Consider the following 19,027-nt stretch of genomic DNA (forward strand, 5'->3'; position numbering starts at 1 on the left):
CTCTTCAACGAACAGGAGCCTCTCATGCCCATCCTCAACATCCAGGTGTCGGCCCAGCGCAGCGACGCCCTCTCGGAACGCATCACGGAAACCTTGCTGGAGCTGACCACACGCATACTCGGCAAGCGGCGCGAGCTCACCGCGGTGGTGATCCACTACGTCGACCCGCGCGACTGGTACGTGGCCGGTCAATCACTGGCACAGCTGAAGAAGGCCAGCTTCTACTTCGACGTCAAGGTGGTGGACGAAACCAATACCAAGGCCGAAAAGGCACGTTATGTGGCCGAGGCCTACGCGGCGTTCAAGGGGCTGTTGGGGGACCTCCACCCCGAGAGCTATGTCTACGTGCAGGATGTTCGGGCCACCGCCTACGGCTTCGGCGGCCAGACGCAGGAACACCGCTACCAACACCCCAGCCCTTGAGCGACGATCAGTGAACGGCAGTCGGCCAGCAGCTGCGCTCCCTCCCAAGCGGCATGCAGCCGCTCTATGATGGGGGCGACGCCAAGCTTTGGCCGCTGCCTTCATCCAGCACAACCCGTCTGACGCCCTTGAACACGCCCATGCCCCTCACGGAGGACTCGGAAGCCAACGAGTACACCACCGCAGAACGCGCCGCGGCGGCGTCGCGCAGCACCTGGGTCAGCGTGTTCGTGAACCTGGTACTGACGTCCATCCAGATCGTCGCCGGTGTGCTCACCAAATCGCAGGCCCTGGTGGCTGACGGCATTCATTCACTGTCAGATCTGATCGCCGACTTCGTTGTTCTGCTGGCCAACCGGCACAGCCAGAAAGACGCCGACGCGGACCACCCCTACGGCCACCATCGTTACGAGACGGCGGCCTCACTGGTGCTGGGCCTGCTGCTGCTGGCCGTCGGTCTGGGCATGCTGTGGTCGGCCATCGTGAAGCTGGAGCAACCGCACGCCATCCCGCAAGTCCATCTGGTCGCGCTGTGGGTGGCGCTGGGTGCGCTCCTGGCCAAGGAACTGCTGTTCCGCTACATGCTGGCCGTGGCCAAGCGCGTCAAGTCCAGCATGCTGGTGGCCAATGCCTGGCATGCGCGTTCGGACGCCGCGTCCTCCTTGGTGGTGGGCCTGGGCATCCTGGGCAACCTGGCGGGTTACCCCATTCTGGATCCGATTGCCGCCGCCATCGTCGGTTTCATGGTGACCCGGATGGGATGGACGTTTGGCTGGGATGCGCTGCACGACCTGATGGACCGCGCGGTGAACGACGAGGAGCTGGCCGCCATCCGCCAGACCCTGAGCGAGACGCCCGGCATCCAGGGCGTGCATGACATCCGCACGCGCAAGATGGGCGACCTGATCGTCGCGGACGCCCACATCGAAGTGGACGCCACGCTGACCGTGGAAGCCGGCCACGACATCGCGGTCGAGGCCCGGCGCCGCGTGATGCAACGGCACCGCGTGCTGAACCTCATGACCCATGTGGACCCCTGGCACCGCCCGGACCGGGACCATGACGAGGTCAGCGGCCCACCATCCGTTCCGGCACCACCCACTGGTCAAACTGCTCGGCCGTGACGTGGCCGCTGGCCAGGGCCGCGTCGCGCAAGGTCAGCCCCTCTTTGTGCGCCTTCTTGGCAATCTGGGCTGCCTTGTCGTAACCGATGTGCGGATTGAGCGCGGTCACCAGCATCAGCGAGCGCGCCACGAGTTCGGCGATGCGCTCGCGATTGGGTGTGATGCCGAGGGCGCAATGGTCGTTGAAGCTCCGCATGCCATCGGCCAGTAGCCGCACGCTTTGCAGGAAGTTGTGCGCGACCAGGGGACGAAACACGTTCAGCTCGAAATTGCCTGAGGCGCCGCCCAGGTTGATGACCACGTCGTTGCCGAAGACCTGGCAGCACAGCATGGTCAGCGCCTCGCTCTGCGTCGGGTTGACCTTACCCGGCATGATGGACGAACCGGGTTCGTTCTCGGGAATGCTGATTTCGCCGATCCCGCTGCGCGGCCCGCTGGCGAGCCAGCGCACATCGTTGGCGATCTTCATGAGGCTGGCCGCCAACGTCTTGAGCGCGCCGTGCGCATGCACCAGCGCGTCGCAGGAAGCCAGCGCCTCGAACTTGTTGGGCGCGGTCACGAAGGGCTGTCCCGTCAGACGCGCCAGTTCCTGCGCCACGGCTTCGGCATAGCCTGCGGGCGCGTTCAGCCCCGTGCCCACCGCCGTGCCACCGAGCGCGAGTTCACACAGATGCGGCAAGGCGGCGCGCACATGCCGCTCGCCGTGCGCCAGCTGCGCCACCCAGCCCGAGAATTCCTGCCCCAGCGTGAGCGGCGTGGCGTCCTGCAAATGGGTACGCCCGATCTTGACGATGGCGTCGAATTCGCGGGCCTTGGCCTCCAGCGTGGCGCGCAACGTTTGCAGCGCGGGCAGCAGGCGCTGCGTGATGGCCTCGACCGCCGCCACGTGCATGGCTGTGGGGAACACATCATTGCTGGACTGGCTGCGGTTGACCTCGTCGTTCGGGTGCACCAGGCGTGCTTCACCGCGCGCGCCACCCAGCAACTCGCTCGCCCGGTTGGCCAGCACCTCGTTGACGTTCATGTTCGTCTGCGTGCCCGAGCCGGTCTGCCAGACCACGAGCGGGAATTCATCCGCATGCCGTCCGGCCAGCACCTCGTCGGCCGCCGCCACGATGGCCTTGGCCTTGGCCCCGTCCAGCAAACCCAAAGCCTGGTTGACCGTGGCCGAGGCCTGCTTGACCTGGACCAGGGCATGGATGATTTCGCGCGGCTGGCGTTCGCCCGAGATGTCGAAGTTGAGCAGCGAGCGCTGGGTCTGCGCGCCCCAGAGCCGGTCGGCCGGCACGTCGATGGGGCCGAAGGTGTCGCGCTCGGTGCGGGTGTCTGCGTTGGGGGCGTTCATAGGGTGGTCCACCTAGAATGAGGACGGGCATCCGGCCAGCTGAACCTTACACCCTTTGGAGGATGGCCGATTCCAAGGATCTCCTGGTCATCATGAATCAGCGCCGCATTCCGCCCGAGCACCTTCCCACACCCGACTTGGGCGGCATGGGCCTGTCCTCGGCGCAGGTCGAGACCCAGCGCGGCGCGTTTGGGTGGAACGACATCGTTCCCCAAACGGCGAGCAACTGGCTGACGATCGCGCGCGACACGGCGCGCGACCCCATGCTGTGGTTTCTCGCGGTGACCGCTGTGCTCTTTGCGCTCCTGGGGCAATTCACCGAGTCTTGGACCTTGCTGCTCGCCATGGTGCCCCTGCTGGGGATGGATGCCTATCTGCATCGGCGGACCACGGCATCGTCCGCCAGTCTGGCCAGTCGCCTGGCGAGTTCCGCGCGGGTGATGAGAGAGGGTCGGTGGCAAGACATCGCGTCGAGGCATCTGGTCCCAGGTGACCTGGTGGAGGTCAAGCCTGGCGAGTATTTCCCCGCCGACGGGGTCTTGATTGGCGGCGCCGACCTGCAAGCAGACGAGTCGACCTTGACAGGTGAATCCCTGCCGGTGATCAAGCGGGCCCTCTTGCGCTCCGGCCCCTTACCCGCAACTGCGCTTGACGAACACTGGGGAACTGCGGGAACGCGCCTGCTGACCGGCACGGCCAGGCTGCACGTCGTCTTCACCGGCGGTGACACGCGCTACGGAGAGATCGTGCGCACGGCGACCGCAGGACACCAGGGATCGACACCTTTGCAGAAAGCCATCGGCGAACTCGTCGTCATGCTGTTGGCGGCGGCGCTCATCGTGTGCACCGTGCTCGCGGTGGTCCGCCTTTGGCAAGGTCACGGATGGATCGATGCCTTGCTCAGCGCCGTGACGCTGGCCGTGGCTGCCGTGCCTGAGGAGTTCCCCGTCGTCTACACCTTCTTCCTCGGCGTGGGCGTGTTCCGGCTGGCACGAAAGAACGCCTTGGTCCGCCGTGCAGTCGCCGTCGAGAACATCGGCCGTGTCAGCTGCATTCTTTCTGACAAGACAGGCACCCTCACCGAGGGCTCGCTGGTGCTGTCACAACGGATTCCAGCAACAGGACTCGATGAAACGGCCCTGCTGCAATTCGCTACTTTCGCGGCGCGGCAGGACAGTGGCGACCCACTGGACCAGGCCTTGCACGCAGCCGCCGGCCCGCTGCCCCTGGCGGACAGACAAGCCAGTTTCCCGTTCACGGAGGCCCGACGCCGCGAATCCGCCATCTGGTCCAGGAGGGGTGGCCAACTCACTGCCTATGCCAAGGGAGCGCCCGAGACCGTGTTGGCGGTGTGCGATCTCCCGGAACTGGAACGCTCCCGCTGGCTGGCGCTCGTCGACGCCCATGGCAAGTCAGGCCACAAGGTCATCGCCTGTGCCTGGAAGAACCTGAGCGACGCCACGCCGCCGGACCAGGAGCCCAGCCAGGGCTTCGCGTTCGCAGGGTTGCTGGCCTTTGAAGACCCTGTCCGGAACGGCGTGCGAGAGGCGATAGCCGACTGCCTGGCCGCGGGCATGCGCGTCATCATGGTCACGGGAGATCACCCGGCCACGGCAGGCGCGATCGCGCGTCAGATCGGACTGGGTGGGGGAACTCCCAGGACCGTGGTATTGGGGTCCGAGGACGATCCGGGTGCCGTCTGGCGATCTCTTGGGGGGCTGGACGTTGTGGCGCGCGCGACACCCACGCAAAAACTGGCCTTGGTACAGGCGCTCCAATCCGAGGGGGAGATCGTTGCCGTCACCGGGGATGGCGTCAATGACGTGCCGGCGCTGCGTCAAGCCGACATTGGCGTGGCGATGGGCCTGCGTGGAACCCGCAGCGCGCGGGAGGTTGCGCCAGTGGTTCTCCTGGACGACAACTTCAGGACCATCGTGGATGCGGTGGCGGAAGGCCGCCAACTGTTTCAGAACTTGCGCCTGGCATTCGTCTATCTTTTGCTCGTGCACTTGCCGCTCGTGATCGGTGCCGCGGCCATTCCGTTGATGGGTCAGCCCTTGCTGTTTCTGCCCATCCACATCGTGTGGCTTGAACTGGTCATCCATCCCACCGCGATGATGGCGTTTCAGGACCTCCCCTCGACCGCGCCCCTCGCCAGGGAGCGGCGCCATCATGCAACACGCTTCTTCACGACCGAAGCCTGGCTGGGCATAGGCCTGGTCGGTGGATTGGCCAGTGTCGCGATGGTATGGAGCTACCTTCACGCACTGGGCGCCGGCCACGACGTCGAGCACGCGCGCGCGATGGCGCTGGCCGTGCTGTTGGTCGTCAGCGCGGGAATCACAGTGGGCCTGACCCAACTGCGCCGTGCGGCGTCCCGTTGGCTGGCCTTCGGCACACTCGCATCGCTGGTTCTGGCCATTCAGGTTCCTGTTTTCAGCGGGCTATTGCATCTGAGGCCACTGCACGCCGGGGACTGGATGCTGGTCGCCTTGGCCTTCTTCACGACGACCCTATCAACCTCGCTGCTCTCGTCAACCATTTGGCGTCAACAGAAATGAACCTGCGTCCGCAGACGGCACTGCTTCTGGCAGCGGCCACTCAGGCCAGTTCGCTCTTGCGTTCGATGATCCGCGATACCAGACCATAGTCCACAGCCTCTTGCGCAGACAGCCAGCGGTCATGCTCGATGTCGGCCAGCACGGCCTCCAAGGACTTGCCGGTCTCGCGCGCGATGGTGGCGGCGATGCGTTCGCGGGCCTTGACCATCTCACGGGCCTGGATGGCGATGTTGGTGGCCGGCCCCCCGCGCCGCCGCTGGGCTGGTGAATCAGGAAGCGCGTGTTGGGCAGGCAGTAGCGCCGCGCATGCGGCACCGCCAGGAAGAGGTGGGTGGCAGCGCTACCCACCCAGCCGGTGCCGACCATGTGCACCGGTGCGGCGATGAAACGCACGATGTCATGGATGGCGTCGCCGGATTCCAGATGACCGCCAGGCGAGCTCACCAGCAGGTGGATGGGTTGGTCGCTTTCCGCGTCCAGCGCGATGAGCCGGCGCGTCACGTCCGCGGCCATGACGTCGGTCACCGTGCCGAAGACCAGGAGAGTGCGGGTCTTGAAGGCCTTTTCTTCCAGATAGGAGGCGGTGCGGGGTTCGGGGACGCTGGTCGGCGCGGGGCTGTCGGTGTCGGGTGAGTTCATGGTGATTTCCTTGACGTTGAGCTGCCATGACGAACGAAGCCCGCCCGGCGTGACACCCCCGGTCCATGGGCTCGCTATGGCAAGATGGCTCCATGCGCGATGAATACCTGCCCGACCTGCTCGACGCCGACCGGCACCAACTGGTGCGCGCCGCCACCCGCCTGCTGGGGCCCGCGGAGGCCGAGGACGCGGTGCAGGACGCCTATGTCCGCGCGCTGGAAAACCAGGAACTGGAACTCAATGCCGCCCAGGCCTGGCTGCTCACCGTGATGCGCCACATCGCCATCGACCGGCTGCGGCGACGGCAGTGGATGCAGCAATGGCTGGCGGAATCGGCCGACGCTCCCCTGGGCCATGAGCAAGCCTCGGCCGAATCGGAAACCGCCCTGTTGCAGGAGAGCACCCGCGCCCTGCGTCTGCTCGCGGACCACCTGCCGGCCACGGACGGCGCGGTGGTCCTGCTGCACGAGGTGTTCGAGGCGGAGCATGCCGAGATCGCTCAGGCCCAGGGCAAGACGGCGGCGGGCAGCCGGCAGCAGCTGCGGCGTGCGCTGCTGCGATTGCGCGAGGCGGCCGACACGTTGGTGCACCAGCCCGGGCAGATATGGGCCTTGGAACAGGAGCAAACCGAGGCAGCAGAAAAGGAGGCCTTGTTCCAGCTCTACGCACAGTCGCTGCACCTGCGTGACCCGCGTACCTTGTGGGCCATGCTGCGCCAACCGCCTGTGAGCGCCAGCGCCCACCACCTTGCGCCGCAGGCGGCACTCGAATCGACATACACAAGCGCGCCGACGCCCCGCGCGACCGCCAGCGGTCTGGTGCAGATCGGTGGACAGTTGGGCCTGGCGCTCACGCTGGACGGCGTCACGCTGTGCGTGCTGCCCCTGGGTGCGCGGTCCGAAGAAGCGCCCTGGGCCACCATCGCCGCGTGAACATCGTCGCGATCTCCGGCAGCCTGCGGGCGGCCTCCATCAACTCGGCCGTCTGCCGCCTGGCGACGCGGCTGGCACCGCCCGTCCTGCGCGTCTCGGTGTTCGAGGACCTGGAGGATCTGCCGCTCTTCAATCCCGACCTGGAAGCATCGCCCCCCGAAACGGTGCGGCGCTGGCGCGCCACGGTCGACGCGGCCGACGCGCTGCTGATTGCCAGCCCCGAATACGCCCACGGCATCTCCGGCGTCATGAAGAACGCCCTGGACTGGCTGGTCAGCTTCGAAGGCACCGTGGGCAAGCCGGTGGCACTGGTCAACGCCGCGCCCCGCGCGCACCACGCCGACGCGGCCCTGCGCGAGGTGCTGCGCACGATGTCGGCGGAGATCGTCGCCGACGCATCGCAGACCCTGCCCCTGGCGGGCCACTGCACCACCGAGGCCGCCATGCTGGCGCAGCCGGACGTTTGCCGTGCCCTCGAAGACCTGCTGGCCGCCCTGCTCAGGCACCTGCGGGGCGAGGGCGGTGCCGGACCAAGTTTTCCGCTCGCTTAGGCGGGCCGACGCATGGTGACGTGGGGAATGCCGTCCTCGTCGTAGACCGGTGAAGCCACGACAAAACCGTGCGCGGCATAGAACTTCGCCAGGTGCGCCTGCGCGCCCAGCTGGACCTCGCTGCCCGGCCAGCGCTGGAATACCTGATCCAAGGCCTCACGCATCAGCACATGGCCCAGGCCGGTGCCACGGTGGGTCGCGGCGATCACCACGCGCCCGATGCTCGGGCAGGGGTAGCCCAGGCCTGGCGGCAGGATGCGCACGCTGGCGGCGAGCACCTCACCGTCATAGCCGAGGAGGTGCACGGCCTGGGGATGCAGGTCTTTGCCGTCGGGGTCCAGGTAGGCGCAGTGCTGCTCGACCACGAAAATCTCGGAGCGCAGGCGCAACAAAGCGTATAGCTGGTGGACGGACAGGGCCTCGAAGCCCAGGCAGAACCACCGCAGACCAGAAGAAACAGGTAATTGCATGTCCCGATGATAAGGACGCATCATGGGCCATGACCGTCACCGCGATGCGACACGAGAGCCGAGGGATCAGTCCCGGCTCATCCCGTCAACACCTGCGGGTGCCGGGAAAACAGTTCCGCCGCCCATTCCACGAAGGCGCGCACCTTGGCGCTGAGATGGCGGTTGGGTGGGTAGACCACATAGAGCGGGATCACGGGACAGGTCCAGTCCTCCAGCACCCGCACCAGTTGACCACTCTTCAGCAGGGGTTCCGCCGTGAAGGCCGGGATGTGGGACACGCCCAGGCCCGCCAGCACCGCCGACGTCAGGGCATTGCCTTCGTTCACCGACAGCTTGTAGTGTCCCGCGATTTCCAGCGTCTTGCCGTCCCGGGTGTATTCATGTGCATAGGGCCGGCCGGTGCGCGCGGAGAAGAAATTCACCGTGGTGTGTTCGCGCTCCAGCTCGGACGGATGCCTGGGCATGCCGCGCGCCTGGAGGTAGGCTGGCGAGGCCACGGCCACCAGGGGCACATTGCCCAGGCGGCGCGCCACCAGGGACTGCTCCTGCAGGTCACCGCCCCGAATCACGCAGTCCACGTTGTCGGTGATCAGGTCCACCGGTCGGTCGGTCACGCCCAGGTCCAGCTGGATGTCGGGGAAACGGGCGTAGAAATCGTGCAAGGCCGGAATGATGATCTGCTGCGCCACCGCGGTGCCCACGTCCACGCGCAGGCGCCCGCTGGGCTTGGCCTGCGCATTGGTCATGCTGGCCTCGATGTCGTCCAGGTCCTTGAGCAGGCGGGTGGTGCGCTCGTAATAGGCCGCGCCGTCCGGCGTCACGGTCACGCGCCGCGTCGTGCGGTTCAGCAGCTTGACCTTCAGGCGCGCCTCCAACTGCTGGACCAGCTTGGTCACCGTACCCTTGGGCAGGTCCAGCGATTCAGCCGCCTTGGTGAAGGTTCCGGCCTCCACCACCCGCGCGAAAACGCGTATCGATTGAATCTGGTCCATGCTTGGTTGTGTCCTGTTTGCGCATTGCGCAGGCGGGATTGTTCACAAACGGGAAACAGACAACTGGTCGCAGCCTGCTTTATCCCTGTGCGTCGCGTGTCTATAGTCACGTCCATGGTCAGCTCAACCCCGTCCCCTTTCCTGCCCTCGCCGGCTCAAACCCTGTTCGTGCCGGGTGAATCGGCGCTGGAACTGCGCGTGCGCGGCCAGAAAGTGCGCGGCGCCGCCGTGCCGCTGGTGCTGCATTTCCATGGCGGTGCCTTTGTCTCGGGCGATCTGGACAGCGGCGCCTGCCTGGCCGAGCTCCTGGCGGCCTCCGGCGCCGTGGTGGCGTCCCTGGCCTACCCGCTGGCACCCGCGCACAAATTTCCCGACGCGGTGGAAGCCGGTTACACGGCCATCGAATGGCTGCACAAGCAGCGCACCCGCCTGGCGGGCACCGGCGCGCCGCTCTTCGTCGCGGGCGAGGAAGCCGGCGGCAACATCGCGGCGGCGGTGGCGCTGATGGTGCGTGACCGCGCCCACCCCGTGCTGGCCGGGCAGATCCTGGTGTCGCCCATGCTCGACCCCTGCAATGCCACGGCCTCGCTGCGTGAAACCCTGGGCAGCACCACCTGCTGCAAATGGATGGACGGCTGGCGCGAGTACCTGCGCGGTCCCATGGACGCCGAGCATCCGTATGCCGTGCCCGCGCACGCGCAACGGCTCGCGGGCCTGCCGCCCACGCTCATCCTCGCGGGTGGCGACGATCCGATGCGCGACGAAGCACTGGCTTATGCGGACCGCCTTCACGAGGCTGGCATCCCAGTCACCCGCATCCTGCTGCCGGCCAAGACCGGCTGGCCCGACTCCCTGGCCGAACCGCTGGCCGGGGAAGTGCCGCCCTGCGCGGCCCAGGCGCGTGAGCACCTGCGCAGCTTCTTCCAGGCCGCCGCCCCACCCGCGGCCTGACGGGCTCTCGCCTCTTTTCTGATCCCCCTTCCGATTGCCAACCCGGCCCAGCGCCGGGCTGGGCCTTGTTCGCTTTTTTTTTGCCCTTTCGCCTCTTTTTCTCTTGTTTTCCAAAGGAACTTCCATGTCCCGTCTGTCCCTGCGCCCCCGCCGCCGCCTCTGGTGGCCCACCGCCGCTGCCCTGACTGCCGTCACCGTGGCCGTCATCGTGCTGCTGCAAAAACCCAGTACCGCCCAAGCCAGCGCCCCCAACGGTGCGCCGCCGCCCATGCCGGTCTCCGTCGCGCGGATCGCGGAAAGCGATGTGTCCGCCTGGGACGAGTTCTCGGGCCGACTCGAAGCCATCGAACGCGTGGACATCCGACCCCGCGTGGCCGGTGTGATCCAGGCCATGCATTTCCGCGAAGGCGCTCTGGTGAACAAGGGCGATCTGCTGGTCTCCATCGATCCCGCGCCCTACGAGGCCGAGGTGGCGCGCGCCGCCGCCCAGGCCGCCGCTGCGCAAGCCCGCGTGACGCATGCCACCAGCGAGCACGCCCGCGCCCGCCTGCTCTGGGACGAACGCGCGATCGCCCAACGCGAGTACGACGACCGCCTGAACGCGCTGCGCGAGGCCGAAGCCAACTTCAAGGCCGCCCAGGCCCAGCTGCAGGTGGCCCAGCTGAACCTGGACTACACCCAGGTGCGCGCGCCGGTGGCCGGCCGCATCGGCAAGCTGGAAGTGACCGTGGGCAACCTGGTCGCCGCCGGCCCGGGCGCGCCCGTGCTCACCACCCTGGTCTCGGTGAACCCGATCTACGCCAGCTTCGACGCTGATGAACAGGTCGTCGCGCGCGCGCTCAAGGGCCTGAGCGGCGGTGCCGCCAACGGCGACCGTCAGGCGCTGGAGCGCATTCCCGTGCGCATGGGCACCTCGGGCAGCGGCGACACGCCCTACACCGGCCGGCTGCAGCTGATCGACAACCAGGTGAACACCAGCAGCGGCACGGTGCGCGTGCGCGCCGTCTTCGACAACAAGGATGGCCAGCTGATGCATGGCCAGTTCGCCCGCATCCACATGGGCCAGTCGCAGGCCACGCGCGCCCTGCTGGTGAGCGAACGCGCCATCGGCACCGACCAGAACAAGAAGTATGTGCTGGTCGTCGGCGAAGGCAATCGCACTGAGTACCGCGAAATCACCCTGGGCGCGTCCGTCGACGGCCTGCGCCTGGTACTCAGCGGTCTGCACTCGGGTGAGCGCGTGGTCGTCAATGGCCTGCAGCGCGTGCGCCCTGGCGACGTGGTGCAGCCGCAGGACGTGCCCATGACCGCCGCGCAACGCGGCAAGACCGGCGACGCAACCGCGCAAGCCGTGGCCTCGGCCCAGCCCTGAACCGCGAGTACGAAACCAAGAACATCATGAATCTCTCGAAATTCTTCATCGATCGGCCGATCTTCGCGGGCGTGCTCTCGCTGCTGATGCTGATCGCCGGCCTGGTCGCCTTGCGCGGCTTGCCGATTTCCGAATACCCCGAAGTCTCGCCGCCCTCCATCGTGGTGCGCGCACAGTACCCGGGCGCCAACCCCAAGGTCATCGCCGAGACCGTGGCCACGCCGCTGGAGGAATCCATCAACGGCGTGGAAGGCATGCTCTACATGGGCAGCCAGGCCACGACCGACGGCGTGATGACGCTGACCGTGACCTTCAAGCTGGGCACCGACGTCGACAAGGCGCAGCAAATGGTGCAGAACCGCGTCTCGCAGGCCGAGCCGCGCCTGCCCGAGGAAGTGCGCCGCCTGGGTGTCACCACGGTCAAGAGCTCGCCGGACATCACGATGGTGGTGCACCTGGTCTCGCCCAATGACCGCTACGACATCAACTACCTGCGCAACTACGCGGTGCTCAACGTCAAGGACCGGCTCGCGCGCATCGAAGGCGTGGGCCAGGTGCAGATCTTCGGCGGCGGCGACTATTCCATGCGCGTCTGGCTGGACCCGCAGAAAGTCGCCCAGCGCGGCATGTCGGCCAGCGACGTGGTGACCGCCATCCGCGGCCAGAACGTGCAGGCCGCGGCCGGCGTGGTCGGCGCCTCGCCCGGGCTGCCGGGCGTGGACATGCAGCTGTCCATCAACGCCCAGGGTCGCTTGCAGAGTGAGGAGGAGTTCGGCGACATCATCGTCAAGACCGGCGCCAACGGCGCGGTGACCCGGTTGCGCGACATCGCCCGACTGGAGATGGGCGCGGCCGACTATTCGCTGCGTTCCCTGCTGAACAACCAGCCCGCCGTCGGCATGGGCGTGTTCCAGGCACCGGGCTCCAACGCGCTGGAGATCTCGGCCGCCGTGCGCCAGACCATGGACGATTTGCAAAAGCTCATGCCCGAGGGTGTGGAGTACCGCATCGCCTACGACCCCACGCAGTTCGTGCGCGCCTCCATCAAGTCGGTCATCCAGACCCTGCTGGAAGCCATCGCCCTGGTGGTGCTGGTGGTGATCCTGTTCCTGCAGACCTGGCGCGCCTCCATCATCCCGCTGCTGGCGGTGCCGGTGTCGGTGGTGGGCACCTTCGCCGTGCTGCACCTGCTGGGCTTCTCGATCAACGCGCTGTCGCTGTTCGGCCTCGTGCTGGCGATCGGCATCGTGGTGGACGACGCCATCGTGGTGGTGGAGAACGTGGAACGCAACATCGAGGCCGGGCTTTCGCCGCGCGAGGCCACCTACCGCGCCATGCGCGAGGTCTCCGGTCCCATCATCGCGATCGCCCTGGTGCTGGTCGCCGTGTTCGTGCCGCTGGCCTTCATCAGCGGCCTGACCGGGCAGTTCTACAAGCAGTTCGCCGTGACCATCGCCATCTCGACGGTGATCTCGGCCATCAACTCACTCACGCTCTCGCCGGCCCTCGCGGCGTTGCTGCTCAAGGGCCACGACGCACCCAAGGACGCGCTCACGCGCGGCATGGACCGCGTCTTCGGCCGGGCCTTCGGCGCCTTCAATCGCTTCTTCCAGCGCGGCTCCGAGGCCTACAGCGGCGGCGTGGGGCGAGTGATCACGCGCAAGGCACGGATGATGGGTCTGTACCTCGCGCTGGTGGCCATCACCGTGCTGCTGTTCAAGGTCGTGCCCGGTGGTTTCGTGCCGGCGCAGGACAAACAGTACCTGATCGGCTTCGCGCAGTTGCCCGATGGGGCCACGCTGGACCGCACCGAGGAAGTGATCCAGCGCATGGGTGAGATCACGCGGCAGAACCCGAACGTCGAGGATGCCATCGCCTTCCCCGGTCTGTCGATCAACGGCTTCACCAACAGCTCCAACTCGGGCATCGTGTTCGCCACGCTCAAGCCTTTTGCGGAGCGCAAGCGCGCCGACCAGAGCGGCGGCGCTGTGGCGGGTCAGCTCAACCAGGCCTATGGCCAGATCCAGGACGCCTTCATCGTGATGTTCCCGCCTCCACCGGTGGCGGGCCTGGGCACCACGGGTGGCTTCAAGCTGCAGCTGGAAGATCGCGGCGGCGTGGGCTACGACGAGATGGACAAGGCCGTGAAAGCCTTCATGGGCAAGGCTTGGCAAACGCCCGAGCTGGCCGGCATGTTCACGAGCTGGCAGGTCAATGTGCCGCAGCTCTACGCCGACATCGACCGCACCAAGGCGCGCCAGTTGGGGGTGCCGGTGACGGACATCTTCGACACCATGCAGATCTACCTGGGCAGCCTGTACGTCAATGACTTCAACCGCTTCGGCCGCACCTACAGTGTGCGCGCCCAGGCCGACGCGCCTTACCGCGCGCGCGCCGAGGACGTGGGCCTGCTCAAGGTGCGTTCCAGCACCGGGGAAATGGTGCCGCTGTCGGCGCTGATGAAGGTCAACTCCAGCTTCGGCCCCGATCGCGCCATGCGCTACAACGGCTACCTCTCGGCCGACATCAACGGCGGCCCGGCACCCGGCTATTCCTCGGGCCAGGCACGCGCGATCATCGAGCGCATCGCCGCCGAAACGCTGCCCAAGGGCGTCGGATTCGAATGGACCGAGCTCACCTACCAGGAGATCCTAGCCGGCAATTCGGCGTTGTGGGTCTTCCCGCTGGCCATCCTGCTGGTCTTCCTAGTGCTGGCCGCCCAGTACGAAAGCCTGGTACTGCCCCTGTCCATCATCCTGATCGTGCCCATGGGCTTGCTCGCGGCGATGACGGGCGTGTGGCTCTCGGGCGGTGACAACAATGTGTTCACGCAGATCGGGTTGATCGTGCTCGTGGGCTTGTCGGCCAAGAACGCCATCCTGATCGTCGAGTTCGCACGGGAGCTGGAGTTCGCGGGCCATACGCCGATCCGGGCCGCCATCGAGGCCAGCCGCCTGCGCCTGCGTCCCATCCTGATGACCTCGCTGGCCTTCGTCATGGGCGTCCTGCCCCTGGTGCTGGCCACGGGTGCCGGCGCAGAGATGCGCTCGGCCATGGGCGTGGCCGTGTTCGCCGGCATGATCGGCGTGACCGCCTTCGGCCTCTTCCTCACGCCCGTGTTCTACGTGCTGTTGCGTGGCCTCACGGGCAACCGCCCGCTCAAGCAGCACGGTGAGACTCCCCATTTCGAGGGCTTTGCCGCCGGTGGCCTGCCGTCCGCGGCCCTGCCCACGGTGTCGCTGCCCCGCTGAAGGACCCCTGCCATGAAACGATTGCATTATTCCCTGCTGCCACTGGCCGCGGCCCTGCTGCTGGCAGGCTGCGCCAGCGAGGTCACGACACCCGCCACGGTGGACACACCGCCGCTGTTCAAGGAAATCCAGGAGCACTGGACCACCGCCGAACCCGCCGAAGCCCGCGACCGCGGTGACTGGTGGAAGGTTTTCCAGGACCCCGTGCTCGACGAGCTGATCGCGCGCGCGGCCGCCCGCAACACCGACGTCCAACTGGCCGCTGCGCGCCTGACCCAGGCACGCGCCCTGGTGCAAGGCGCGCAGGCCGACCGCATGCCGCAGGTTGGCGCGGGGGTGGGCGCCAACCGCAGCGCGGGTACCTACACAACGGGTGACACCTCGCCCGCCACCCTGGTGCAGGGCGGCGCCAGCATCTCCTACGAAGTGGACCTGTTCGGTCGGCTGGCACGTGCACGGGACGCGGCCGGTCTGGACGCCCAGGCCCGCGCAGCACTGCTGCAAAGCACCCAGCTGCTGGTGCAAGCCGAAGTGACCCAGACCTATCTGGCCCTGCGCGCCGCCGACACCGAGCACGCGCTGGTGCGCGACACAGCCAGCGCCTACGCCGACACCCTGCGCCTGACCCAACGCCGTTACGAAGCCGGCGACGTGGCCGAGCTCGACGTGATCCGCATCCAGACGGAACTGGCCGCCACCGAGGCCGAGGTGCATGCCGTCCGCCGCAGCCGCGCCGAACTCGAACACGCTCTGGCCGTGTTGGTGGGTGAGCCAGCCTCAGGCTTCACGCTGGCGCCGGCGAACAGCACCACCGTGCTGCCGCTCATCCCTGCCGGGATACCCGCCACCGTGCTCGCGCGCCGGCCCGACGTCACGGCTGCGCAGGCTACGCTGCTGGCGGCGCAGGCCCGCGTGGGCGTGGCCAAGGCGGCCTGGTTCCCGAGCATCGCACTGACCGCGGACGCCGGCTACGCCTCACCGGATCTGGGAGACCTGTTCCGTTGGTCAACGCGGGCCTGGGCAGTCGGCGCGCTGGCCTCCGTGCCCCTGTTCGATGGCGGCCGGCGTGAAGCGGGCGTGCGCAGTGCCGAAGCGCAACTGGACGCGGCCGCGGCCAGCTACCGCCAGCAGGTGCTCAACGCCCTGCGCGAGGTGGAAGACCAGCTGTCGGCGCTGCGCCTGCTGCAGGAGCAGTCGCAAGCCCAAGGTCGCGCGGTGAGCGCCGCGCAACGCGCCAGCGCCATTTCGGAAACACGCTACCGCAACGGCCTCGTGAGCCAGCTGGAACTGTTGGACGCGCGCCGCAACGAGCTGCTCAACCGGCGCCAGGCCCAGCGTGTCGAAACCAGCCAGCGCCAAGCGACGGTGCGCCTGATCCGCGCGCTCGGCGGCGGCTGGGACGCCGCGCCGCTGAAGCCTTTGACACCGGTGCAAGTCTCGGCGCGTGGCGAGGCGTCCTAAGCGGCCTCTCAGTGGGAGTGGGTCCGGAGGATGACGTAGGCAGTCAGGTTGAACCGCCCCGGCTTTGAACTGACCCCCAGAAGTTGGACGAACTTCAAGGGGTTTGATGAAGAAGTACAAAACGGAGTTCAAGCGTGAGGTCGGCAAGAGCTTTTTGGCCGGCAAAGGCGGAGCGAAGCTCTTGGCGCGGCAGTGGGCAGTGCCAGAGGAGAAGATCCGCACCTGGGTGAGCCACTACCGCCTGCATGGCATCGACGGGTTGCGGCCCAAGCGCAGCGCGTACAGTGCGCAGTTCAAGTTGCAGGTGCTGTCCCGTCAGGACCGTGAACGGCTTTCGAGCCGCCAGGTAGCGGCGGTCTACGACATCCGCAATCCCAATAAGGTGAACGAGCGGCTGCCCGCGGAGGTGACGTACCTAAAAAAATTTCAAGCCTTGATCCGGTCAAAGAGATCAGCTGCGCCGACAAAGCGCGCCTGATCACCGGGTTGAGGCCTGCCTACAAGCTGGCGGACCTGCTGCAGATAGCAGGCCTTGCGCGCGGCACCTTCCACTGCCAGTGCCAGACGCTCCAGCGTTCCGAACGGCCGGGCGACATGGAGGCCGAGATCCGCGCCGTCTATGACACGCACAAGGGCCGCTACGGCTACAGAAGAATCACGGCAGCGCTGTGCAGATCAATGGCGGCCCCCGTCAACCACAAGTGCGTGCAGCGTCTGATGCAGAAGATGGGGTTGCGCGCGTTGATCAGGGCGAAGAAGCGTTCCGGGAATGTCTCGGGCATGAGCGATGCTCACGTGCCCAATGTCCTGCAGCGTGACTTCTTCGCGAAGGCTCTCAACCAGAAGTGGGTCACTGATGTCACCGAATTCAACGTGAATGACTGGTCCTCCCCATGTTGGCCTATCTTGTTTGCAGGCGCGCAGCCGGGCAGTCCGAAGCAACTGAGACCATCCTTTGACGCTGTCCCCGGACAGCCACTTTTGATAGGTACGTCTACGGGGGGCAAGTCGCCGGGGCAATTTAGCTGCACCTGCTGAGCTCCGCTCTGTTCGCAGCAAGCGGCAGCCTGTACGGACTGCGGTCCAGGGGTAGGAGTCGCCCTACCCGTGCCATCCTAATCCGACAATCGAACCGACTGAGTCCGATGGCGGGTCACGCCTTGCGCCGGCACTATTGCGGCCATGAAGATTCTTATCGTTGATCACTCCGAACTCATCCGCTTCCGACTGACCCGGCAGCTCTGGACCACACCCGGTATCGGACAAGTCATTGCCGTTGCGGATTGCCTGCAGGCGCTGCGTCTGCTTGGGTATATGCAACCGGCACTGATGGTGCTGGACCCGCAACTGCCGGACGGTGACGTCGTCCATCTGATCCCGCAGTTCAAGAGCAACTACAAGGATCTGAAGGTGGTCGTGCTCACCAATGTCTCCACCGACTACAACCGCCAGCGCTGCCTGCAGGCGGGCGCCGACTGGTTCTTCGACAAATCCACCGAATTCGAGCAGCTGCTCCAACTGTCCGACTCCACAACTCTCCAGAGAACCCCGTGAGCACTGTCCTGAGTCCGCGCGTGCAGGCAATCCGACTTCAGTGACGTACAGGCCGCGACGGCCGTCTTTGCTTACTGCATCTTATTTCCGACTGAAATAGTCTGGATTTAAAAACAAATAGAATGAACGTTCATTCAATTTCTGAAACCACCCCATCCACCTCTTTTCCCCGCCCTTTTCCTTCAAGGCCTTGTATGCAAACCCGCCCCAACACCCGTCCCACCTCCCTGTTGAGCGCCATCGCCCTGGCGACGGCTTTTCTCATTTCCGGCTGTTCGCCCAGCCAGGGAGGCGAACACCAGGGGCAAGGCGGCGCCCACGCGCCCGTGGTCGAGGTTCTCGCCGTCCGGGCCCAGGATGTCGTGCTCACCAGCGAGCTGGCCGGGCGCACCGCGCCCTATCTGATTGCCGAAGTGCGGCCGCAGGTCTCGGGCTTGATCCAGGCGCGCAACTTCAGCGAAGGCGGCGAAGTCCAAGCGGGCCAGACCCTCTATCAGATCGAGGCAGCGCGTTATGAGTCCGCCTTGGACAGCGCGAAGGCCAATCTGGCCAAGGCCGAGGCCAATCTGACGTCCACGGGCCTGCGCGCTTCCCGCTACGAAGAATTGGCCGCCATCGAGGCCGTCAGCAAGCAGGCCCGGGACGACGCACGGGCCGCACTCAAGCAGGCTGAGGCCGAAGTCCTATCTGCCCGAGCCCAGGTGCGGGCGGCCGAGATTGACCTGGCCTACACCCGCGTCAACGCACCCATCTCGGGTCGCATCGGCCGCTCCAGTGTCACGCCGGGGGCCCTGGTCACCGCCAACCAGAGCAACACCCTGGTCACGGTGCAGCAGCTCGACCCCATCTACGTCGACCTGACCCAGTCCAGCACCGAACTGATGCACCTGCAGAAGGATCTGGCCGCAGGTCGTGTCAAGTCCCAGGGCCAAAGTAAGGTCCAACTTCTGCTGGAGGATGGCAGCACCTACGCGCATGCCGGCAAGCTGCAGTTCTCCGAGGTCTCGGTGGATCCAGCCACCGGCACGGTGACGTTGCGCGCCGTCTTCCCCAACCCCCAGCGCGAGTTGCTGCCGGGCATGTATGTCCGTGCCGTGATCGAGAAGGGCGTGAGCCAGCAATCCATCGTGGTGCCGCAAAAAGCCGTGAGTCGTGATGCCACGGGCAAGGCCACGGTCATGACGGTGGGCGCGGACGGCACCGTGCAACCCCGCCCGGTCGCGATCGGCCAGTCGCTGGGCAACAACTGGCTCGTCACGGCCGGTCTCCAGGGCGGCGAGAACGTGATCGTCGAAGGTCTGCAGGCAGTTCAGCCCGGCATGGCCGTGCAGGCCACCGTGTGGCAGACCGACGCCGTGCAAAAGACCGCGCAGGCCACGCGCTGAACCTAGATAAGGAACC

The 19,027-nt window shown here is 66.5% G+C and carries 16 protein-coding genes and 1 pseudogene; 13 read left to right on the forward strand and 4 right to left on the reverse strand.

What is annotated here, in order from left to right:
- The first annotated feature begins 24 nt into the window (after window positions 1-24).
- Both DW355_RS16570 and DW355_RS16575 read left to right on the forward strand, forming a co-directional pair.
- Window positions 25-423: a tautomerase family protein gene (locus DW355_RS16570; protein WP_131281745.1), complete on the forward strand. Its 399-nt coding sequence runs from the start codon at window positions 25-27 to the stop codon at window positions 421-423.
- Between the two features lie 140 nt (window positions 424-563).
- The gene (locus tag DW355_RS16575) at window positions 564-1,547 is read left to right on the forward strand and encodes a cation diffusion facilitator family transporter (RefSeq protein WP_131282826.1); all 984 of its coding nucleotides are present in this window, start codon (window positions 564-566) and stop codon (window positions 1,545-1,547) included.
- On the opposite strand, the gene fumC is transcribed toward DW355_RS16575, so the two are convergent.
- Window positions 1,492-2,892, reverse strand: a complete 1,401-nt coding sequence (gene fumC / locus DW355_RS16580) for a class II fumarate hydratase (RefSeq protein WP_131281746.1) — start codon at window positions 2,890-2,892, stop codon at window positions 1,492-1,494. The genes DW355_RS16575 and fumC overlap by 56 nt on opposite strands.
- A 62-nt stretch (window positions 2,893-2,954) precedes the next feature.
- Here fumC and DW355_RS16585 point away from each other — a divergent pair, with 62 nt between their 5' ends.
- Window positions 2,955-5,453, forward strand: coding sequence for a cation-translocating P-type ATPase (locus tag DW355_RS16585; protein WP_242671228.1), 2,499 nt, complete (start codon window positions 2,955-2,957; stop codon window positions 5,451-5,453).
- A 40-nt stretch (window positions 5,454-5,493) separates the two neighbouring features.
- On the opposite strand, the pseudogene DW355_RS16590 reads toward DW355_RS16585, so the two are convergent.
- Window positions 5,494-6,092 (reverse strand): annotated as a pseudogene (locus DW355_RS16590) (ATP-dependent Clp protease proteolytic subunit).
- A 92-nt stretch (window positions 6,093-6,184) separates the two neighbouring features.
- On the opposite strand from DW355_RS16590, the gene DW355_RS16595 reads away from it, so the two are divergent.
- Both DW355_RS16595 and DW355_RS16600 read left to right on the forward strand, forming a co-directional pair.
- Entirely contained in the window at window positions 6,185-7,024 is an 840-nt protein-coding gene (locus DW355_RS16595) for a sigma-70 family RNA polymerase sigma factor (protein ID WP_131281747.1), read from the forward strand.
- Window positions 7,021-7,575 (forward strand): NADPH-dependent FMN reductase, encoded by a 555-nt coding sequence (locus tag DW355_RS16600; RefSeq protein ID WP_131281748.1) that lies wholly within the window; start codon window positions 7,021-7,023, stop codon window positions 7,573-7,575. The genes DW355_RS16595 and DW355_RS16600 overlap by 4 nt, the downstream gene beginning before the upstream one ends.
- On the opposite strand, the gene DW355_RS16605 is transcribed toward DW355_RS16600, so the two are convergent.
- Window positions 7,572-8,045 (reverse strand): GNAT family N-acetyltransferase, encoded by a 474-nt coding sequence (locus DW355_RS16605; RefSeq protein ID WP_131281750.1) that lies wholly within the window; start codon window positions 8,043-8,045, stop codon window positions 7,572-7,574. The genes DW355_RS16600 and DW355_RS16605 overlap by 4 nt on opposite strands.
- 77 nt (window positions 8,046-8,122) lie before the next feature.
- Window positions 8,123-9,037, reverse strand: coding sequence for a LysR family transcriptional regulator (locus DW355_RS16610; protein ID WP_131281751.1), 915 nt, complete (start codon window positions 9,035-9,037; stop codon window positions 8,123-8,125).
- Window positions 9,038-9,151: 114 nt separating this feature from the next.
- Here DW355_RS16610 and DW355_RS16615 point away from each other — a divergent pair, with 114 nt between their 5' ends.
- From DW355_RS16615 to DW355_RS16650, 8 genes are all read left to right on the forward strand, one after another.
- Entirely contained in the window at window positions 9,152-9,988 is an 837-nt protein-coding gene (locus tag DW355_RS16615) for an alpha/beta hydrolase (protein ID WP_242671229.1), read from the forward strand.
- A gap of 124 nt (window positions 9,989-10,112) precedes the next feature.
- The gene (locus DW355_RS16620) at window positions 10,113-11,360 is read left to right on the forward strand and encodes an efflux RND transporter periplasmic adaptor subunit (protein ID WP_131281753.1); all 1,248 of its coding nucleotides are present in this window, start codon (window positions 10,113-10,115) and stop codon (window positions 11,358-11,360) included.
- 26 nt (window positions 11,361-11,386) lie between these two features.
- A complete protein-coding gene (locus DW355_RS16625) occupies window positions 11,387-14,611 on the forward strand; it encodes an efflux RND transporter permease subunit (RefSeq protein WP_131281754.1) in 3,225 nt (1,074 codons plus the stop codon).
- Window positions 14,612-14,623: 12 nt separating this feature from the next.
- Window positions 14,624-16,072 (forward strand): efflux transporter outer membrane subunit, encoded by a 1,449-nt coding sequence (locus tag DW355_RS16630; RefSeq protein ID WP_131281755.1) that lies wholly within the window; start codon window positions 14,624-14,626, stop codon window positions 16,070-16,072.
- A 106-nt stretch (window positions 16,073-16,178) separates the two neighbouring features.
- Entirely contained in the window at window positions 16,179-16,550 is a 372-nt protein-coding gene (locus tag DW355_RS16635) for a transposase (protein WP_131281757.1), read from the forward strand.
- Between the two features lie 8 nt (window positions 16,551-16,558).
- Window positions 16,559-17,110, forward strand: a complete 552-nt coding sequence (locus tag DW355_RS16640) for an IS3 family transposase (RefSeq protein ID WP_131281758.1) — start codon at window positions 16,559-16,561, stop codon at window positions 17,108-17,110.
- A gap of 144 nt (window positions 17,111-17,254) precedes the next feature.
- Window positions 17,255-17,626: a response regulator gene (locus DW355_RS16645; protein WP_131281759.1), complete on the forward strand. Its 372-nt coding sequence runs from the start codon at window positions 17,255-17,257 to the stop codon at window positions 17,624-17,626.
- Between the two features lie 194 nt (window positions 17,627-17,820).
- Window positions 17,821-19,011 (forward strand): efflux RND transporter periplasmic adaptor subunit, encoded by a 1,191-nt coding sequence (locus tag DW355_RS16650; RefSeq protein ID WP_131281761.1) that lies wholly within the window; start codon window positions 17,821-17,823, stop codon window positions 19,009-19,011.
- The last annotated feature ends 16 nt before the right edge of the window (window positions 19,012-19,027 follow it).

It is taken from the genome of Hylemonella gracilis, from assembly GCF_004328645.1.
Lineage (GTDB): Bacteria > Pseudomonadota > Gammaproteobacteria > Burkholderiales > Burkholderiaceae_C > Hylemonella > Hylemonella gracilis_B.